The organism is Bifidobacterium sp. FKU, assembly GCF_026016385.1.
Classification (GTDB): domain Bacteria; phylum Actinomycetota; class Actinomycetes; order Actinomycetales; family Bifidobacteriaceae; genus Bifidobacterium; species Bifidobacterium infantis.
Map to the genome: position 1 here is coordinate 284,153 of NZ_CP092888.1, position 20,154 is coordinate 304,306.

15 protein-coding genes are annotated in these 20,154 nt (G+C 60.5%); 13 read left to right on the forward strand and 2 right to left on the reverse strand.

Features of this window, described 5'->3' with window-relative positions; translation table 11 throughout:
- Positions 1-12: 12 nt before the first annotated feature.
- Entirely contained in the window at positions 13-2,679 is a 2,667-nt protein-coding gene (locus MMB48_RS01285) for an HAD-IC family P-type ATPase (protein ID WP_032744543.1), read from the reverse strand.
- Positions 2,680-2,789: 110 nt separating this feature from the next.
- On the opposite strand from MMB48_RS01285, the gene MMB48_RS01290 reads away from it, so the two are divergent.
- The 4 genes from MMB48_RS01290 (at position 2,790) to MMB48_RS01305 (ending at position 6,270) form a co-directional block, all read left to right on the forward strand.
- Positions 2,790-3,071, forward strand: a complete 282-nt coding sequence (locus MMB48_RS01290) for a metal-sensitive transcriptional regulator (RefSeq protein ID WP_012576694.1) — start codon at positions 2,790-2,792, stop codon at positions 3,069-3,071.
- Positions 3,072-3,277: 206 nt separating this feature from the next.
- Entirely contained in the window at positions 3,278-4,702 is a 1,425-nt protein-coding gene (rmuC, locus tag MMB48_RS01295) for a DNA recombination protein RmuC (RefSeq protein WP_032744544.1), read from the forward strand.
- Positions 4,699-5,328 (forward strand): phosphoribosyltransferase, encoded by a 630-nt coding sequence (locus MMB48_RS01300; protein WP_012576696.1) that lies wholly within the window; start codon positions 4,699-4,701, stop codon positions 5,326-5,328. Before rmuC ends, MMB48_RS01300 begins: the two co-directional genes overlap by 4 nt.
- A 93-nt stretch (positions 5,329-5,421) precedes the next feature.
- On the forward strand, positions 5,422-6,270 hold the full coding sequence (locus MMB48_RS01305; protein ID WP_012576697.1) for a TrmH family RNA methyltransferase: 849 nt from the start codon (positions 5,422-5,424) through the stop codon (positions 6,268-6,270).
- Positions 6,271-6,704: 434 nt separating this feature from the next.
- On the opposite strand, the gene MMB48_RS01310 is transcribed toward MMB48_RS01305, so the two are convergent.
- Positions 6,705-7,673 (reverse strand): type IV toxin-antitoxin system AbiEi family antitoxin domain-containing protein, encoded by a 969-nt coding sequence (locus MMB48_RS01310; RefSeq protein ID WP_007051533.1) that lies wholly within the window; start codon positions 7,671-7,673, stop codon positions 6,705-6,707.
- A 582-nt stretch (positions 7,674-8,255) separates the two neighbouring features.
- On the opposite strand from MMB48_RS01310, the gene gatC reads away from it, so the two are divergent.
- The 9 genes from gatC (at position 8,256) to MMB48_RS01355 (ending at position 20,149) form a co-directional block, all read left to right on the forward strand.
- A complete protein-coding gene (gene gatC / locus MMB48_RS01315; RefSeq protein WP_032744654.1) occupies positions 8,256-8,555 on the forward strand; it encodes an Asp-tRNA(Asn)/Glu-tRNA(Gln) amidotransferase subunit GatC in 300 nt (99 codons plus the stop codon).
- 3 nt (positions 8,556-8,558) lie between these two features.
- The gene (gene gatA, locus MMB48_RS01320; protein WP_032744545.1) at positions 8,559-10,100 is read left to right on the forward strand and encodes an Asp-tRNA(Asn)/Glu-tRNA(Gln) amidotransferase subunit GatA; all 1,542 of its coding nucleotides are present in this window, start codon (positions 8,559-8,561) and stop codon (positions 10,098-10,100) included.
- 25 nt (positions 10,101-10,125) lie between these two features.
- The gene (gene gatB / locus MMB48_RS01325) at positions 10,126-11,625 is read left to right on the forward strand and encodes an Asp-tRNA(Asn)/Glu-tRNA(Gln) amidotransferase subunit GatB (protein WP_032744547.1); all 1,500 of its coding nucleotides are present in this window, start codon (positions 10,126-10,128) and stop codon (positions 11,623-11,625) included.
- Positions 11,626-11,920: 295 nt separating this feature from the next.
- Complete coding sequence (locus tag MMB48_RS01330; protein ID WP_032744548.1) at positions 11,921-12,985, forward strand: GNAT family N-acetyltransferase; 1,065 nt, start codon at positions 11,921-11,923, stop codon at positions 12,983-12,985.
- 10 nt (positions 12,986-12,995) lie between these two features.
- The gene (locus tag MMB48_RS01335; protein ID WP_003828150.1) at positions 12,996-13,310 is read left to right on the forward strand and encodes a DUF2469 domain-containing protein; all 315 of its coding nucleotides are present in this window, start codon (positions 12,996-12,998) and stop codon (positions 13,308-13,310) included.
- Between the two features lie 168 nt (positions 13,311-13,478).
- The gene (locus MMB48_RS01340) at positions 13,479-15,350 is read left to right on the forward strand and encodes a histidine-type phosphatase (RefSeq protein ID WP_080714823.1); all 1,872 of its coding nucleotides are present in this window, start codon (positions 13,479-13,481) and stop codon (positions 15,348-15,350) included.
- Positions 15,351-15,563: 213 nt separating this feature from the next.
- Entirely contained in the window at positions 15,564-17,177 is a 1,614-nt protein-coding gene (locus MMB48_RS01345) for an NAD(P)/FAD-dependent oxidoreductase (protein ID WP_032744550.1), read from the forward strand.
- A gap of 205 nt (positions 17,178-17,382) precedes the next feature.
- Entirely contained in the window at positions 17,383-19,452 is a 2,070-nt protein-coding gene (gene rho, locus MMB48_RS01350) for a transcription termination factor Rho (RefSeq protein ID WP_032744551.1), read from the forward strand.
- A gap of 307 nt (positions 19,453-19,759) precedes the next feature.
- Entirely contained in the window at positions 19,760-20,149 is a 390-nt protein-coding gene (locus tag MMB48_RS01355) for a chorismate mutase (protein ID WP_032744552.1), read from the forward strand.
- Positions 20,150-20,154 lie beyond the last annotated feature (5 nt).

Below are 20,154 nucleotides of genomic sequence, written 5' to 3' on the forward strand. Positions count from 1 at the left end.
TAAACGCAGAGACTACTGCTCCAGGAACACCTGCGGGGCCTTCATGAAGTTCGTGGCGCAGTGTTCGCCGCAGAAGTAATAGGGCTTGCCCTCATACTCGCGCGTGATCGCGTCGGCATTCACCGCCACGGTCATGCCGCACACCGGGTCGGTGGCGGTTTCGCCGTCGGTCGGGGTGACGTGGTGCATGTGCATTCCCATATCCATAGTGTTCTCCTTGTTGGTTGGATTATTGGATTGGTCGGATACGTGATTGGTTGGATTCAGCGTGGTGCGATCGTCGATGATGATGGTCGGCTCGTGAGGCGCGTTGGATGTGGTGGAGCCGGTGATGTTGGCGGCGTTGGCTGATTCGGCCGATCCGGCTGATTCGATATCCGCCGTGCTGTTGCCCGAGCCAGCGGTGCTATCGGCAGCACCCACGTTGATATTCGCCCCATGCAGCCTGTTCGCGTTCAGCACCAGGCACACCGAGCTCAACGCCATCGCCAGACCCGCGATCATCGGGCTCAACAGCCAGCCGGTGAACGGGTAGAGTGCGCCGGCGGCCACCGGAATGCCGATGACGTTGTAGCCGAACGCCCACCCCAGATTCTCGCGGATGTTGCGCATCGTGGCGTTGGACAGGTTGATGGTCTTGATGATGCCGCGCAAGTCGCCGCTCATCAAGGTCACGTCCGCCGACTGCATCGCCACGTCCGTGCCGGTGCCGATGGCGATGCCGAGATCCGCCTGGGCCAGCGCGGGGGCGTCGTTGATGCCGTCGCCCACCATCGCAATCAGAGTGCGGGATTGCGCGGCCGTGCGGGAGGCGCCATCCGCGGACTTGGCGGCGGCCTCGTCGCGTTCGCGCTGCAGTTTGGCGATCCAGTAGGCCTTGCCGTCCGGCTTGACCTCGCAGATCACCGTATCGATGCCGACTTCGCGGGCGATGCGCCTGGCTACCTCGGCCTTGTCGCCCGATAGCATCACCGTGCGGATGCCTCGTGCGCGCAACGCCGCGATGGCCTCGCGCGAGCCTTCCTTGACTGTGTCCTGCTCGTAGCTCGGCTTGTCCCAGTCGGCGGCCGCGTCCACCACGCCGCGCGTGATGGTGCCGGTCTTGTCGAACACCACGGTGCCGATGCGACGCGCCTGTTCCAGCGCCTTGGCGCTGGTGACCAGCACGCCGTTGGTGGCGCCCAAGCCCAGTGAGACCGTCACCGACAGCGGCGTGGCCAGTCCCAGCGCGCACGGGCAGGCGATGATCAGCACGCTGACCGCGGTGACCAGCGCATGCGCCAGTTGCGGCACCGGGCCCAGTGACACCCAGATGGCGAACGTCCAGATGGCGATGATCATCACCGCCGGCACGAAATACCGGGCGATCTTATCGGCCAGCTGCTGCACCGGCGCCTTGGTCGCCTGGGCGCGGGCCACCATCGCCGCGATCTGCGAGAGTACCGTGTCCGCGCCGACCTGGGTGGCGCGCATCACGCAGTCGCCCTTGAGCAGCACGGTGGCCCCGGTCACCGGGTCGCCTGCGGTTTTGGAGACCGGCTTGGATTCGCCGGTGATCATCGATTCGTCGATATGCGCCTCGCCGGCCACGATGATGCCGTCTGTGGGCACGCGCTCGCCGTTCTTGACGACCAGCAGGTCGCCGGTGGCGATGGCGTCGATGTCGGTGTCCGTGAAATACGCCGGATTGCGCCATTCGATGCCGTCCACATTGTCTGCGGAAGTGGCGTTGAGTTTGTGCGCGGTGCGCGGGCGCAGTTTGATGAGCGACTGCACCGCCTTGCCGGTGCCTTCGCGGGCCTTGGTTTCCAGAAGGCGGCCGACCAGCACCAAGGTGATGACCACGCCAACCGATTCGAAATACGGTTCGCGCGAGCCTTCCGGGAACACCCACGGGGCGATGCAGGTCACCAGCGAATACAGGTAGGCGGCCAAAGTGCCCAGTGAGACCAGCGAGTTCATGTCGGGGGAGTGATGCGCCAACGCGGGGAAGCCGACCGTGTGGATCGGACGCCCGCAGTAGAACATCACCGGCGTGATCAGGATGGCCTGCAACCACGGGTTCACCATCCAATGCGGCACCAGCGTGGGATTGGCCATATGCAGCATGGTGACGGCGAATACCGGCAACGTCAGTACCGCGCCCACAATCACCAGCTTCGTCAGCGCCTTGATCTCATTGGCACGTTCAGTCGCCTCTCGTCGATCGGCCTCCGCCGCATCCACGGCGGTAGGTGCCGTATACGAAGCATCAGGATGAGGAAGGGGCGTGTTCTCATCCGAGCCGTCCTCTCCCTCAACCTTCAACATCCCATGCACCATATTCATGCCGCACGCAAACGGATACTCGCCCGGCGGCAACGCCGGCAGTTCCACGTCGGTGGTGGCGTTGCCCGGCAGCATGGCGTCAAGTCCCAGATCAGCAAACACCACATGCGAGGTGCATTCGCCGGTCTCCTGCCGGTCGAAGGCTAGTGTGATCGGCGTACCCGCACGCATGCTCACCACGGCGGGGGAGTACCCGCCCTTGACGGTGATTGTTGCGGATTGGCGTTCGCCGGAAGCGTCCATGGCCCCGGCCGTTGCCTTCTGCGTTCCGAAGAAGAATCGCAGGACCAGCCATGTCAATGCGGCCGCCACTATCAGCGCCGCGACGGTCGAGAAAATGCTGAACTCCATAACTGTTCCTTCCCACTCCTGATGTACTGAACAACAGTGTATACCCTATACCCCTAGAGGGTATATAATGGGGTGTGTTCAGCTGACGGATAAGTATCAGGGGGTTTGCGATGCATGGTTATGACGAAGACAAGGCCAAGGTCATCGCACGATTACGCCGTATCGAAGGGCAGGTGCGCGCCATCACGCAGATGGTGGAGGATGACAAATACTGCATCGATATTCTGACGCAGATTTCGGCGTCGAATTCGGCGCTGAAATCCGTGGCGTTATTGCTGCTGGACGATCATCTCAACCATTGCGTGCGGCAGGCGTCGGTCCAGGGCGGCGAGGTGGCCGATGAAAAACTTGCGGAGGCTTCCGCGGCCATTGCGCGTCTCGTCAAATCGTGACGAGTTCTGCCGCATGATGACGCGCGCTGGCAAATCATGAAAGGCCGTCTGACGCTCGGATACGACACGGCATAATAACGGTTGATGCTCGACTGCGATAAGGCCAAGCGTCCAATGTGGGCTGCTGAGCGTCCGTTTAACGGCTTGAAATCGTCGAGTTCGGTAAAAATTTACCGTCATTCACCATCGATGACATACTGGGTACCATGTTTGAGCAAATAGGAACCGTGATTATCGTCATCGTCGTGCTAGTGGTTGGTGCAGGGCTTGGCCTCTTCGCCGGCTTCGTGCTGGGGCGCCATAAGGGTCAGGAGATGGCTCGAGGCGTCAAAAGCGAGGAGCTGGAGGAGGCCAAGACCTCGCTGGAGAATGCGCGATTCGAGAATGCTGAGCTCAGTGCTCGCAATGCTGCCGCACAGGCTCAGATTGAAGGCGTGAACCAGCAATTGGCTTTCGCCAAGTCACAACTTGCCCAGGCGCAGCAGGCTGAGCAGATTCGCATTCAGCAGGAACGTGAGCGTGCGGCTGCGGAGGCGGAACGGAAGCGTCAGGCGGATGCTCGGGACGCCGAGGCCAAGCGTGCTGAACAGGAAGCACGTTTGAAAGAACAGAGCAAGGTGCTCGAGGCGCTTGCGCCAGTGGCCAAAAATCTTGATACCTTGCAGAACAAGGTCACGCAGATCGAAGAGGGCCGCAAGAGGGAAATGGGCGCATTGGGAGCCCAACTCAAGGGGCTCAACGACCAGCAGGCCCGTTTGGACAAGGAGACCAGCTCCCTGTCCGCCGCATTGCGCAATAACAAGGTGCGTGGCGCGTGGGGCGAGGCCCAGCTCAAGAACATTGTCGAATCCGCCGGATTGCTGGAACATGTCGATTTCGATACCCAGGTGGTGGTCACGGATGCCGATGGGCGTATGTTGCGCCCGGATATGATCGTGCATCTGCCGGGAGGCAAGACCATTCCGATTGATGCCAAAGTGCCTTATGCCGATTACCAGCGTGCCTGCGAAATCCCGGACACCGCCAGCCCCGAGGATATTGCCCGCCGCGATGATTTGCTGCGGTCCCATGCCAAGGCGTTGCGCGAGCATGTACGTGCTCTCGGCGAAAAGGCCTATTGGAATGCCTTTGATGTGGCACCCGATTTTGTGGTGGCCTTCATCCCCAATGAGGCACTATTGCAGGCCGCGCTCGAAGCCGATCCCACACTGATGGATGATGCGTTCTCTCGCAAAGTGGCGCTCACCTCGCCGGTCACGCTGTGGGCCGTGCTGAAATCCGTCGCCTATGCCTGGCAGCAGCAGTCGCTCACCGATGACGCCAAGCAGCTGTTCGATCTGTCCCGAGAACTGTACGAACGGTTCTCCACGTTGGGTGATTATGCCATCAAATTGGGCACCCAGATTACTAAGACGGTCAGCGCCTACAACAAGTTCGCGTCCAGCTTGGAACGCCGTGTGTTGCCCACCGCTCGCAAGCTGCAAAAAATCGAACCGACCAAGATCATCGAGGAAGTACCGATCATCGAATCAGATAAAGGCAATGTGAGCGAACTGTCCGCCCCTGAAGTGGTGCCGGCCGATGAGGGTGATACTCATCTGACTGCCTCAGGCGATAGTCTGGAGTCATGACTGAATCTGGATTCCGCCCCACTGGTACCCCGGACCTCGCCGTCGCGAAGAGCCATAATGACTTTGCCATGCTGGAGCCGCGTGAGCAGCTAGCCACCTTGCTGAGGGAGCATGTGGTGGGCCGTCCGTTCTCCGAACTTGCCGCGGTGACTTTCGACCACCATGCCGCCACCGTCATGGGCCATGTGCTGATTGACGCTTTGGAAGATGCGGGCTATTCGGTTGATGACTTCGATGCTGTTGGTGCCTTGACCGCAGCATCTGTGCCCATGGTGTCCGCCATGATCCAGGCCGCCTCCTCTCGTGGCGAGGACCTAGATGGATTCGTGATGGACTTCGTCTACCCGTCCATCAAGGGCCCCTCCATCGAAGGCCGCCGTGTGGTGCTGTTGGATGCTTGGCTGTCCGAAAAGTCGTACGTGCAGACCAGCTCGCTGGTCACCCTGCGCAACGGCAATGAGCTGAGCCTCGACTTTGGCATAGTGGAGCAGCTGGGTGCCAAGGTCGTGGCCATCGCCTCGCTGGTCGGTGGCGGTGCCAAAGACATCAATGTGGTCAACCCCTCCACCGGCGACGAGCAAACGCTCCCCTTCATCCAGGTCTTCGACGAATCCGAACTGCGGTAAATCCACCTTTGACTTCCCTCGCATAAAGTCAGCCGGGCTGAGCAGCGAAGCTGACTAAGAGGAACCGGTGAATAGCGTTATCGAGGAGAAAGATTGCACGCACCCAACCAGATTTCTTTGGCTGCCAAGGCTTCAGGTGAACCGGAATTCCGTGAAATCGGCCTTGGGCCGTGGTCTGAGACCCATCCCGGCGAGCCTCGTCCTGACGATCCGACTTCTCCGAATTATGACGGTCGTTTCGACTCGGTGCTGTTGAACGACGGCGACCGCCGCAACGTATTGGACCGTTACCGCTACTGGACCGTCGCTGCCATTAAGGCCGATCTTGACGCTCGAGGGCGTCACGACTTCGAAGTTGCGGTGGAAAACTGGACCCACGATTTCAACATCGGTTCCATGGTCCGCACCGCCAACGCCTTCCAGGCCAAGCGCGTACACATTGTCGGTCCACATAAGTGGAATCGCAAGGGAGCGTTGATGACCGAACTGTACCAGCACGTCGAACACCACCCCTCCATCGCCGAACTGGTGGAAAGCTGGCATCATCGCATCGCCGGTGAAATCGCCTATGAACGAGCCAAGGCCGGTGCCGCCGCCATCCATGCGCATGATGTGGCTGTGGATGGAAACAACAAGCACCTTCATGAGCTGCTGGCCGAAATCGATGCTTGTGATGCGCGCATCAAGGAGCTTCAAGCCGCCCGCGTCATCGCCCTCGACATTATTCCCGGCGCAGTGCCGATGGAAGCCTATACCTTCCCCAAGCGGTGCCTGCTGCTCTTCGGTGCAGAAGGCCCCGGATTGAGCGACAAGTCTCTCGCATTGGCCGACGATGTGGTCTACATCTCTCAATTCGGTTCCGTGCGCTCCATTAATGCAGGCGCTGCGGCGGCCGTGGCCATGCACGCATGGATTGCCCAACACGCCGTATCAGGCGTGTAGCCATGCGCCGACAATCCCGCCGCATCTGCCCAATATGGGCCACATTAGAGGCATGATCTACGCCACCAAATCCATCGCCGCGGCATTAATTCGCATTTGCCGCCGGCATCGTCGGCATCCTGCTCGCCGCAGGCATCAGCAGCTCCGCGCAGTCCACACTGGCCGAAGCCGTTAAACCGGACTACTGGATTCCCGAATGGTGGCAGTCCGGCCTGATTCTCATCGCCTGGGCTGCCGCCGCATGGATCGGCGGTCTCATCATCACCGGAAAAGCGGATATCAGATATCAAATAACGCGGGTTACTGCTTTGGCAGTTCTGCCGGTTCGGCCATGGTCCTGGCAGTTTGTCATGGCTATGGCTTTGGCGGTTCTGCAGTGACCATGGTTCTGGTGACTCTGACCCCATGGATTTGACCACCGTGGTTCACTGCGCTTAACCAGCTCCCATCACTGTTCCAGCATGAGGTATGCCGGCTGCCCGCAGCTTATTGAGTAAAGGATGTTGTTGCATCACCTCCTCATAGGTGAATCGGACAATGGTGTCGACTTTGGCCCGGTACAGTGCCGTCTCCCGTTCTTTCTCCGCCTGAACTGCACCACGAACGCCCTTGCGGTCATTCATATCCGGGTTCACATATTTTTCATAGCCATCGAATTCGCCCACGATAAGCCGATTCTCAGGTAGCCGCCAGAGGAAATCCACGCGATACAGAGCACCGGTTTGCGGGTCGGTGATGTTTTGTTGCAGTTCTGGGGCTAATAGGCCGCCTGCGATGATGGTGCCTCGTCCAAGTGACTCGCCACCATTCTCACTCGCCGGATTGGCATAATGCAGTAGGCGGAATATCGGCGTGCAATCACGTCGCATAGTGCTGCACACATTCAGAATGTCCGTGATGGCGACGCCGTTGCGCAGCGCCGAATCGATAATGGGCAGTGCAAATCGGAAGTCGACGGACAGCCCGCAATCCACCACCGTTCTGGCTTTGCTGGTCACCGGGAGTCCATTGGCATATTCTGGCGTGCTGCTTGACGTGAAGATGCGTTTGACCTTTGCACTGCTGGCGTTGGGACCTCGTGATGTTGTGGCGAGAGTGATGGTGCCAGCATGAAGATGCCATTGGTGTTCAAAATCGTGGATGGCCGCTGCCGTGACCCCGGCGAACACCCAATCCGGATGTCTGTTATGAAGAGTTCGTGCAATATGTCTGATACGTTCGTCGGGTTGTAGCGAATCCCAGTATTCCGAAGCGGCGTACATGTTGGGGAATACACGTTTGAGTTCGCGCGCCTGCACGCGCCGAGCCAGCGCCGAGCGGTGTGCCTTGGTTGTTCCATAAGCGCACTGTTGCGTTGCTTCAGCCTTCGTGATGAGTATGTCCACTGCTTTGTGATGTTTCATGATTCGACGGTATGCCAATGGTGAACACGGTGTCTATCTGTCTGGGGTTATGTGGTTCTAGCTTCGGTGCCTAGATGTGTGTTTTTGCCTGATTATCAGGCATCTGACCGTATTGGACTGATTATGTGGATTCTTTTGGGTGGGTATGCAAAATGTGGATAACTGGCGAGGTGCGCAGGGCGATTGTCGTTCATATGTTCGATGTAGGTGTGTTTGGGCTCATTGTGAGCTTATTAGGGTGGCCATGCAGATACTTCAGTGGGGCACATTTGCGGTTGGGCCGTGGCGTTGCCTCGCTGCGGGGCGTCTCAGCGGGGCGTTCTATTGGTTGGACCGCGGTTTTGTTTTGCTGGGATGGCTGAGCGGGGCGTTTCATCGGTCAGCTCGCGGTTTTGCTCTGCTGCGAGTCGTCTCAGTAAGGTGAACTTGCGGTCCGGCAACGGTTTTGCCCCGCCGAAGAAGCCAGCAGCGGGGCAAATGCTCGACCGGCTTGAGCTTCTGATTCGCTGAAGGGCTCCAGTAGGTAGGAAAATGAGGATTCCCGACAACTGCGTGTCACATACGGCTCATATAGTTATGGCCATGCCAACATTTTCACGCGAAGAAATCGTGCATTTGGGCGATCTGGCCCGAATCGCGCTCACCGATGAGGAAATCACCCGTCTGCAGGGCGAACTGAACGTCATCGCAGACTCCATCAACAAGGTCCAGGAAGTCGCCTCCGACGATGTGCCGCCGACCGCCAACCCGGTTCCGCTGGAAGCCTACCTGCGCCCGGACGTCGCCGAAACCCCGCTCACGCAGCAGGAGGCGATCGCCGGTGGCCCGAAGACCGAGGCCGGAATGTTCGTGGCACCGCGAATCCTGGGAAGCGAGGAGTAATCGATGAGCAACGAAACCGCAACTCTTGTCAAACTGTCTGCTGCCGAGCAGGCCGCTGCCATCAAGAAGGGCGACGTCACCTCTCGCGAGCTCGTCGAAGCCCACCTCAAGGTGATCGAAGCCGCTGAGCCGTCTATCAAGGCCTTCCTGAAGGTTTCCGGCGATGTGGCTCTCGAGCAGGCCGACGCCTTCGACGCCAAGTCCGCCGAAGACAAGGCCGCCCTGCCCGAGCTGGCCGGTGTGCCGATCGCCATCAAGGACATGATCGTCACCAAGGGCATCGAAACCACCGCCGCCTCCAAGATCCTCGAGGGCTGGGTGCCGCCGTACGACGCCACCGTCATCGAAAAGCTCAAGGCCGCCGGCATGCCGATTCTCGGCAAGACGAACCTCGACGAATTCGCCCAAGGCTCCTCCACCGAACATTCCGCCTACCAGACCACCCACAACCCGTGGGATACCGAGCGTGTGCCCGGCGGTTCCGGTGGTGGCTCCGCCTCCGCGGTCGCCGCATTCGAAGCCCCGCTCGCCCTCGGCACCGACACCGGCGGTTCGATCCGTCAGCCCGGCGCCCTGACCGGCACCGTGGGCGTCAAACCCACCTACGGCGGCGTCTCCCGTTTCGGGGCCATCGCCATGGCCTCCTCGCTCGACCAGATCGGCCCGGTCTCCCGCACCGTGCTCGACTCCGCACTGCTGCAGGAGATCATCGGTGGCCACGACAAGCGTGACTCCACCTCCATCCCCGAAGGCCCGCGTCCGATGGTCGCCGCCGCCCGCGAAGGCGCCAAGCGCGATCTGAAGGGCATGAAGGTCGGCCTCATCAAGGAACTCGGCGGCGACGGCTTCCAGCCCGGCGTCGAGGCCCGCTTCAACGAGGCCGTCGACAAGCTCAAGGACATGGGCGCCGAAGTCGTTGAGGTCTCCTGCCCGCACATCGGATACTCGCTGGGCGCCTACTACATCATCATGCCGTCCGAGGTCAGCTCCAACCTGGCCCGTTACGATGGCATGCGCTACGGTCTGCGCGTCATGCCGCCGGCCGGCGTGCCCCAGACCGCCGCCAACATGATGGCCTACACCCGTGAGGCCGGCTTCGGCGACGAGGTCAAGCGCCGCATCATCCTTGGCACCTACGCCCTGTCCGCCGGCTACTATGACGCCTGGTACGGCTCGGCCCAAAAGGTTCGCACGCTCATCATCGAGGACTTCAAGAAGGCCTTCGAACAGGTCGATGTGCTGATCTCGCCCACCAGCCCGTCCACCGCCTTCAAGTTCGGCGAGAAGATGGACGATCCGCTGGCCATGTACGTCAACGACATCGCCACGATTCCGGCCAACCTTGCCGGCATGCCCGCCATGTCCATCCCGGCCGGCCTGTCCGACGACGGCCTGCCCGTCGGCTTCCAGTTCATCGCCCCGCAGCAGCGCGACGAAGTCATGTACAAGCCGGCTGCGGCCCTCGAAGCCGCGCTGGAAGACAGCTGGAACGGCCCGATCTGGAACGACCTCAAGACCCCGTGGCTTGACGGTCTAGGCAAGTGAGCATCGGAAGGAAAGAAACAACATCATGGCTGAAAAACTGATGAAATACGCCGATGCCACCAAGAAGTACGATGTGGTCTTCGGTCTGGAAACCCACGTGGAGCTGTCCACGAACACCAAGCTGTTCTGCCCGGCCCACATCGAGTTCGGCGGCGAGCCGAACACCGAACTGACCCCGGTGAGCCTCGGCCTGCCGGGCTCCCTGCCGGTGATCAACAAGACCGCCGTCGATTACGCGATCAAGCTGGGCCTGGCCCTGCACTGCGAAATCGCCGAGTGGAGCCAGTTCGCCCGCAAGAACTACTTCTACCCGGACATGCCGCGCGACTATCAGATCTCGCAGTACGACAAGCCCACCAACGGCAATGGCTACCTGGATGTCGAACTGGAGGACGGCACCGTCTTCCGTGTGCCGATCGAGCGCGCCCACATCGAGGACGACGCCGGCAAGAACACCCACGTGGGTGGTGCCGACGGCCGTATCGAAGGCGCCGATCACTCGCTGGTCGACTACAATCGTGCCGGCGTGCCGCTGATCGAGATCGTCACCAAGCCGATCGAGGGTGCGGGCGATCGCGCTCCCGAAATCGCCGGCGCCTACATGCGCGCCATCCGCGACATCGTGCGCGCGTTGAACATCTCCCACGCCCGCATGGAGCAGGGCAACATGCGCGCCGACGTGAACGTCTCGCTGCGTCCGAGCCCGGACGCCCCCTACGGCACCCGTTCCGAAACCAAGAACGTGAACTCGTTCCGCGGCATCGAGAAGACCATCCAGTACGAGATCCGCCGTCAGGCCGCCCGTCTGGACGACGGCAAGGAGATTCTGCAGGAGACCCGCCACTGGGATGAGGCTTCGCAGACCACCGCCGGCGGCCGTCTGAAGTCCGATGCCGACGACTACCGCTACTTCCCGGACCCCGACCTCGTCATGCTCCACATCACCAAGGAGCACATCGAGGAGATGAAGGCCCAGATGCCGGAAATGCCGCGCGAGCGCCGCAACCGTCTGAAGTCCGAATGGGGCCTGAGCGACCTTCAGATGCGCGACATCCTCAACGCCGACGCCCTCGACCTGATCGAGGAAACCGTCAAGGCCGGTGCCAAGGCCGCCGGTGCCCGCAAGTGGTGGTTGGGCGAGCTTTCCCGCGAAGCCAACGCCAAGGGCGTGTCCCTCGAAGAGCTGCCGATCACCCCGGCCGACGTGGCCGAAGTCGAGAAGCTCATCGCCTCCGGCAAGCTCAACGACAAGCTCGCCAAGCAGACCGTCGAAGGCGTGCTGAAGGGCGAAGGCACCCCGGATGAAGTCGTCAAGAAGCACGACTACAAGATCGTCGAAGACAACGGCGCCATCGAGGCGGCCGTCGACGCGGCGTTCGAAGCCAACCCGGATGTCGTCGAGAAGCTCAAGAGCGGCAACATGAAGCCGATGGGCGTGATCATCGGCGCCGTGATGAAGGCCACGCGCGGCCAGGCCGACGCCAAGGCCGTCACCAAGGTCGTCATGGGCAAGATCAAGGGCTGATTAGATTCACTGGCTCCCGCTGGCGGGAGCTGTCGAACGGAGTAAGACTGAGGGTAGTCGCCATGGTCGGATGACCACCCTCAGTCCGCTTCGCGGACAGCTCCCGCCAGTGGGAGCACTTATTTGTAGGGAAATCCTCCAGTTCAAATTCGTTAGACAGCTCCCGCCAGCGGGAGCCTTTATTGATTCTGTAAGAAAGTCGACTCAGAGCATTTCCAGCGTTCACCCAGTCGAGTAAGATATGCTCGGCACTGGACCGTGAGCCGAAACAAGCCGAACCGGGGGATGTATACCGATGACCGCAACCAACGAGACGCTGAGCATGGCTACCGAAGTGCAACTGAAGCGCGATCTGCCACAGAGCATCGTCATTCCGCCAATTCGTGGCGAAATGGTGCACCTGCGCCCCGCCACCGCCGAGGATCTGCCTCGTTTGGATGAACTAGATGCCTTCTATGGCGCATCCAAGATCACCGGCAAGGATGCGGTCACCGAACGCGCCATTGTACACACGTGGGTCCGCCGCTCCCAAGCCTGGGAAGCCGGTCAGGCGCCCGCCGAATCCGGCGTGGGCGACCCGGAATCCCGCCGCACCATCGCATGGGCTGTATTGACTGACGCCGACCATGACGATGACGGTCAGCTCGATGCGGCCAGCACCGATAATGTCATCGGCATGATTTTCCTTATCGACATCGACGGCTGGTCCAAGTCCGCCCGCATCCAGATCATCTTGGGCCGTGAATACCGTGGCCGCGGCTACTCCCGTGACGCCATGCCGCGTGTGATGACTTACGGCTTTGCGCCCGAACCGGCCGGCCTGGGCATGCACCGCATCTGGGTGAGCGTGCCGGAAAAGAACAGCCGTTCGATTTCGGTCTACCAGTCGCTCGGATTCGTGCCGTCCGGCACCTCGCGCGACGCGTTGTGGGATGTCGAGAACAACAAATATCAGGACCTTATCGTCATGGACACGTTGGTCGACGAGTACGATCCGATTCGTTCGCTTGACGCTTTTGGCATGCACTTGATTGAGGACAACCCGGGTGTCAAGGAAGCGCTGTCCGCGCGTGAGCATTCCATCGCCATCCAGCAGAACAAGCCGGAACCCGAGCCGGCACAGCGTGGTGAGGCAGCCGCCGTCACGACGAGTGACGTGCAGTCCCAGGCCCAGACGCCGGCGGCCGCACAGCCAGTCGAGCCACAGGCCGGGCACCACGACGATACGCAGAAGAACGCGCGCCACAGTCTCGAAGAGGAAAGCAACTGGCCGTACGATCAGGCAGAACGCAAGCCCTCAAAGGAAGCATGGTGGCGTACGCTGGGCCGCGGCCGCAAACGCGATACGGAAAGTGAGTGAGTAAACAAGCATGAGTGCCGAGGATCTCGACAATTACGAAACCGACGCCGAACTCGCGCTGTATAGGGAATACCGTGACGTCATCAAGCTGTTCACCTATGTGGTGGAGACCGAACGTCGCTTCTACTTGGCGAATAAGGTCGATTTCAACGTGCGTTCCGCTGGCCAGGACGTGTATTTCGATGTGCAGCTGACTGACGCATGGGTATGGGATGTCTACCGTTCCAGCCGTTTCGTCAAGTCCGTGCGCATCGTGACTTTCAAGGACGTGAACGTCGAAGAAGTCCAGAAAACCGATATCGACATCCCCGACGACATCCACTGATCCGGTGTCACGCCACGGCGGTCGCCTATTCACCGATTATGCGACCACGGTTTGCCGGGATGTCACTTGATACGTGTGTCGTGTTCGATTCATGCTCATACCATACTCATGGCGCGCTCGGGTCGCGGGCCCGTCTTTTTCCGTTGATGAGATGAGAGTGAATAATCGATGTCAACACGAGTGATGAAGAGGATAGTCGGTTCCGTCGCATGCCTCGTCGCGTCTGCCATGTTGTTGCCGGGAACAATCCGGCCGGCTCAGGCTCTGGAGGCCGACGGCCGGTACTACAGCAGCAAACAGCCGTATGTGGCCCCGAATGACGCGACCGCGTCGTCCTATAGCAAGGCTCCGAAAGGATACGGACCGATTTATACCGAGAGCATGGCCCGTCACGGATCACGTGGCCTGTCCAGCTACAAGTACGATGCGTTGCTGATGAGGATGGCCGAGACCGCCGCTCGGGATGGCGGGTTCAAGTCGGAGGCCATCAAAACCGAGTTCGTGAAAAACCTGAGCGGCATCACCGCGGCCAATGTCGAGAACGGCTATGGCATGCTGACCGGTCAGGGCGCACAGCAGCATTACGGTATCGGAGAACGTGCGTACCAGCGTAATCGGTCGCTGTTTGATCAGGCCGCAGCGGATGGCGGGACGATTGCCTACCAGTCCTCCGGCGAAGCGCGTGCCACTGAGTCCGGCGAGAACTTCGAGAAAGGTTTCAACGAGGCTTCGGGAGGCAGGCTCATCGGCAATGTCAGCGCGCCGACGAATCCCGCCGATTCCGGCAATGGCAAGGATTTCCAGAAGAATCCCGACACCCTGTACTTCCACAAGGTGCAGAATCCCGATGGCACAAGCAAGGTGCCGGGTACCAAGGCATACGACATCGCGAACAACTACCAGAATTTCGTTGCCAATGATGCGACCATCGCCGGTGCTGAGAAGACCATAGGTGACAACGTCGACGTCAAACGGGCCTCACATGACCTGTTGTCCCAGATTTTCACCGAAGAATTCCTCGCCAAACTCGAGAATGGCGAATATAAGTGGTACAACACCACAGACGGCACCAAGAAAGGCGGCAAGAACTGCGCGCCAGGTGCCGATGCGTCCAAAGATCCCGACGCATGCGGCGAAGTCTCCAAGAAGATCAAGAGTGAGTATGACGCCGCGATGGATTTGTACAACCTGTACATCATCGCCGCCGACATGCACAATGAGAACACCGGTGACCACACCTTCGCCTTCGACCAGTATTTCCAGGGAGCATATGCGGATGATGCCAGACTGTTCGCATGGGCGCTTGATACCGAGGACTTTTATGAGAAGGGGCCGAGCTACGCCGGTCAGAACGAGACCTATTCCATCGCGCAGCCTCTGTTGGATGATTTCCTCAATACCATTGATGCGCGGGTGAACGGAGGATCCACTGTGGCGACGTTCCGGTTCGCCCATGCGGAAACCATGATGCCGTTTGCCGCATTGCTGGGATTGCCGGGCTCCACGCAGCAGGCACCGGCCTCCACCACGGACGTGTACACTTACGACAACAATGAGTGGCGTGGCGAATCGGTGACGCCGATGGCCGCGAATGTGCAATGGGATGTGTACGCCAGGAAGGGTGAGGACCCCGCCACCGGACAACGGTACACGCCCATCGTGCGCATGTTGTACAACGAGAACGAGGTTCCGTTCCGTTCCGAATGCACGCCGGTCGCCGATGGTTCGACATGGTACAAGCTGACCGAACTGAAAAGCTGTCTGGCCGCCGATCATAAGACGCTCGGTCAGGATGCCCGCATCGCGGAACAGGCCGATGCGACCCCGTCGCCGCAGCCATCCGGCAAGCCCGCGACCGATCCCGATGCGGCGACGCATGGCGCCGGCAAGGGAACCGGTGCCGGTCAGGCATCATCCACCACGAATGCCCGTCCGACGTCACTGGCACGTACCGGAAGTTCGGTCACGGTGTTTGTCGTGCTGACGGTCGGATTGATGCTGATAGGCGTCTCGCTGAATGTGTGGCGTATGCGTCGCTGATGCCGACTGTCCGCTCATAATCATCCGGCGCCGTCTTCCACATGAAGTGAAGGACGGCGCCGCCTATTCGACGCGAATGAAAGCCGCATGCCGGGCACGGGTCGAGCCTTCGCGCGACAAAGCCGCACGCCGGGACCATGCACGATTGCAAGCATCGTCTTCCCTACCTTCGGGTAGACTGCTTGAGATCTTGTTTTATAAGGAGACCTCAAAGTGACGCAAAAGCAATCCGTGGTGATTATCGGCGGCGGTCCGGCTGGACTGACCGCCGCATGGGAACTCGTCAAGGACGGCGGCGCGGAAAACTATGACGTGACCGTGCTGGAAGCGACCCGCGAATTCGGCGGTATCTCGCGCACCGTAAAGCACAACGGCAACCGCATGGATATCGGCGGCCACCGTTTCTTCTCCAAAGACGAACGCATCATGGATTGGTGGAAGACCGTTCTGCCGTTGCAGGGCGCACCCTCCTATGATGACAAGAAGCTCGGCCGCGACCACGACATGGAGCCGGGAGGCCCCGATCCGGAGACGGAGGACAAGGTGATGCTCAAGCGCCACCGCGTGTCCCGTATCTTCTGGAACCGCCACTTCTTCGATTACCCGATTTCGCTGAGCCCCAACACGTTGAAGGCCATGGGCTTCAAGCTCACCATGGTGGCCGGTTTCAGCTACCTGAAGTCCATGTTCCACAAGCTGCCGGAAGACAACCTGGAGAACTTCTACATCAACCGTTTCGGCCGCAAGCTGTATTCGATGTTCTTCGAGGGCTACACGGAGAAGCTGTGGGGCCGCCACCCCTCCCAGATCTCCGCCGACTGGGGTGCCCAGCGCGTCAAGGGCCTGTCCATCATGGGCGTGCTCAAGAACGCCTTCCAGAAACTTAGCCCTAGGAAGCGCTCCAACGCGGAGGTCGAGACCTCGCTGATCGAGGAGTTCTGGTATCCGAAGTACGGTCCCGGCCAGCTGTGGGAGACCGTCGAGTCCAATTGCGAGGCCGCCGGCGTCAAGGTGCTGACCGACGCCAGGGTGGTCGAGGTCCGCCAGACCGATGGTGCCGTGTCTTCCGTGGTGTACGAGGATTCCGAGGGCAACCGCACCGAGCTTTCCGGCGACCAGTTCATCTCCTCGATGCCGGTCAAGGACCTGGTCAACGCCATCGACGCGGCCGGCGACGATCCCGAGGCCGCTGATTCCAAGCCCGCCCCGGCCGATATGACCGAGGTGGCCAACGGCCTGCCGTACCGCGACTTCGTGACCGTGGGCCTGCTGGTCAAGCACCTGAAGCTCAAGAACACCACCAACATCCCCACCCTCGGCAACCCGCCGATTGTGCCGGACTGCTGGATCTACGTGCAGGACCCGGGCTACAAGGTCGGCCGTCTGCAGATCTTCAACAACTGGAGCCCGTATCTGGTCAAGGACGTGGACGACACCGTGTGGGTCGGCCTCGAGTACTTCTGCGAGGAGGGCGACCCGTTCTGGAACATGAGCGAGGAGGACGTCACCAAGTTCGCGATCTCCGAGCTCACCCGCATGCGTGTGATCAACGGTCCGGACGAGGTCATCGACTCCCATCGTGAGCGCGTCAGGAAGGCGTACCCCGCCTACTTCGACACCTATGAGCACATGGACGAGCTCATCGAGTACCTCGACGGCTTCGGCAACCTGTACTGCGTGGGCCGTAACGGCCAGCACCGCTACAACAACATGGACCACTCCATGGCCACCGCCATGGAGGCCGTCGGCAACATCAAGACCGGCAAGACGTCCAAGAAGAACGTGTGGTCCGTCAACACCGAAAAGTCCTACCACGAGAAAAAGTGAGTAAACCTTGTTGAGCTCCCTCGTCACAGAGGGAGTTTTTTTGGTTTTCGGCGGGCCGTTTTGCGTTGGTCGAGTTGGCGTTGTACAGTAAACGAAGTTCGCGAAGACTCAGAGACGCAGCGAACATTCATGAGCGGTACGACCGCAATAATCACTCTTAACGCCTGGATAGGCATGGGCCTGTTCGGTATGGAAAGGGCAACCAGTGGCAAATAGCCAGAATCTTGAGGATATGAAGCTGCCTGAGCTCAAAGAGCTCGCTAAACAGATGGGCCTGCGCGGCACGTCGACCATGCGCAAGCCCGAGCTGCTCGCCACCCTGCAGGCGGCGCGCAATGGTGGAGAGCCGCCGGCCGGTGTGACCGTGCGCGCCCCCAAGGCCGCCAAAACCGCCAAGGTCGTCAAGGCTCCGCAGTCCGATGCCGCTGAGGCCAGCACCACAGACAATGCTGACGTGGCCACCCAGTCGCTGGCTCCGGCTCCGGCTGCCACGGAACCGCAGCTCGATTTGCCGCTTCCCGTGGCCGACGATGCCAAGAAAGACGAGACCGAACCGCGACGCACCCGTCGTAAGGCCGCCGATGATGCCGCATTCGAACCGCGTGCGGCCCGTCGTCGTCGCGATGACGACCAGTCCGATTTCGCTCGCCGCAAGCCGCGCAAGAAGGCCGATGAGGCCGGCGGTCTGCTGGCCACGCTCGATTTGGGAGATGCAGCGCCTACCGAGCGTCGCCGCGAGCGCCATGAGGACGTGGAAGTTCCTCTGATTCGCCGAGTCCGTGATGATGAGGACGAGCAGCCTCGCCGCCGCCGTCGCACTGCGGAAAACAGCGAAGAAACCGTGCGTGACCTCGACGATATCCTGGCCACGCTGCCCACGCAGAAGCACGAGGAAACGTCCGAAGACGGCGAGCAAAACGACGATCACGAGTTTGTGCGTCGTAACCGCCGCGACCGTAGCGATCGTAACGATCGCGATAACCGTAATGATCGCAACGATCGCCGTAACCGCCGCATGCGTGGCCGTGATCGCGACAACGCCGATGATGATCGTCGCTATGATGATCGCGATAATCGTAGCGATCGCAATGACCGTGATAGCCGCCGCGAAGAGCCGCAGGAGGATCTGGTGCCGGTGGCCGGCATCGTCGACGTGCTCGACTCCTACGCTTTTGTGCGCACTTCCGGCTACCTGCCAGGCCCGAACGACGTGTACGTTTCCATGGGCCAGGTCAAGAAGTACGGCCTGCGCAAGGGCGATGCCGTCCATGGTTCGATTCGCGCCCCGCGCGAAGGCGACCGTCGCAACCAGCGCCAGAAGTTCGTGCCGCTGCAGGCCATCGATTCCATCAACGGCCAAAGCGTCGAGGATGCGCTCAACCGTCCGCAGTTCTCCAAGCTCACGCCGCTGTACCCGCAGGAGCGTTTGAAGCAGGAGACCGCCCCGAACAAGCTCACCGGCCGTATCATGGATATCGTTTCCCCGATCGGCAAGGGCCAGCGTGGTCTGATTGTCTCCCCGCCGAAGGCCGGTAAGACCATCACCCTGCAGAACATCGCCAACTCCATCGCCGCCAACAACCCCGAGGTCCACCTTATGGTGGTGCTCGTGGACGAGCGCCCCGAAGAGGTCACCGATATGGAGCGCACGGTCCAGGGCGAGGTCATTTCCTCCACCTTCGACCGTCCGGCCTCCGATCACACCACGGTTGCCGAACTGGCCATCGAACGCGCCAAGCGTCTTGTGGAGCTCGGCCAGGACGTGGTCGTACTGCTCGATTCCATGACCCGACTGGCTCGCGCTTACAACATCGCAGCCCCTGCCTCCGGCCGCATCCTGTCCGGTGGTGTGGACGCGCAGGCCCTCTACCCGCCGAAGAAGTTCTTCGGTGCGGCCCGCAACATCGAGAACGGCGGCTCCCTGACCATCATCTCCTCTGCGCTGGTGGAAACCGGCTCCAAGATGGACGAGGTGATTTTCGAGGAGTTCAAGGGCACCGGCAACATGGAGCTGCGCCTGTCCCGCGAGCTGGCGGACAAGCGACTGTTCCCGGCCATCGACATCAACGCTTCCGGCACCCGCCGCGAGGAGCTCATCACCAATCCGCAGGAACTGCCGGTCATCTACCGTCTGCGTCGTCTGCTGGGAGGCATGGAGCCCGAGCAGGCCTACCAGACGCTGGTGCCGCGCCTCAAGAAGACCGCCACCAACCGCGACTTCCTCGCCGCCATCGTGCAGCAGGCCAACACCGGCAACGCGGTCAACGGCAACTGATCAGACCGCTGAACAATAGTGTAAGGGCTGCACCCCGATTGATACGGGGTGCAGCCCTTGTCGTATATGATGCAAATACATCAACTATCACATTGCAGTTGTAGTATTGCCGTCAACGTTCACATGCACGCTGACGATATATGAGATGAAAGAGGCATCCATGTGTTCGATTGTTCTGGGAGTGGGCAATGGTGCGGCCATATTCGGCGATGCGGATGCCAGCCATATCCCCACCGGCGACTATGACATCTGAGATATCTGACTTTGCGCATCGTGCAAAGCCGTAATCGGGAGTATCCTCGAATCTATGAGCGAAACGAGCAGCGACTGGCAAAGGACCACCATCGACTCCGCCCAGGCGGCGGCCCACCCGGAAACCGCACAAGCGGTGGCGCGCATCAAAGCGCTGCGCCAAACCATCGATAACATCGATTCGGCGGCCATCGCATTACTGGCCGAGCGGTTCAAGACCACCTCGCAGGTCGGCGTGCTCAAAGCCAACGCCGGATTCGCACCCGAAGACACCAAGCGTGAGGACTATCAGATCGAGCGCCTCCACCGCATCGCCATCGATGCCGGGCTTGATCCGGAAATTGCCGAGATGTACCGTGAATTCGTGGTTACCGAAGCCAAGAAGCGCCACCAACGCATAGCCGATGCCGGTGGCGACCCGGGCGTACTCGACGTATTCGCCTGATTCGC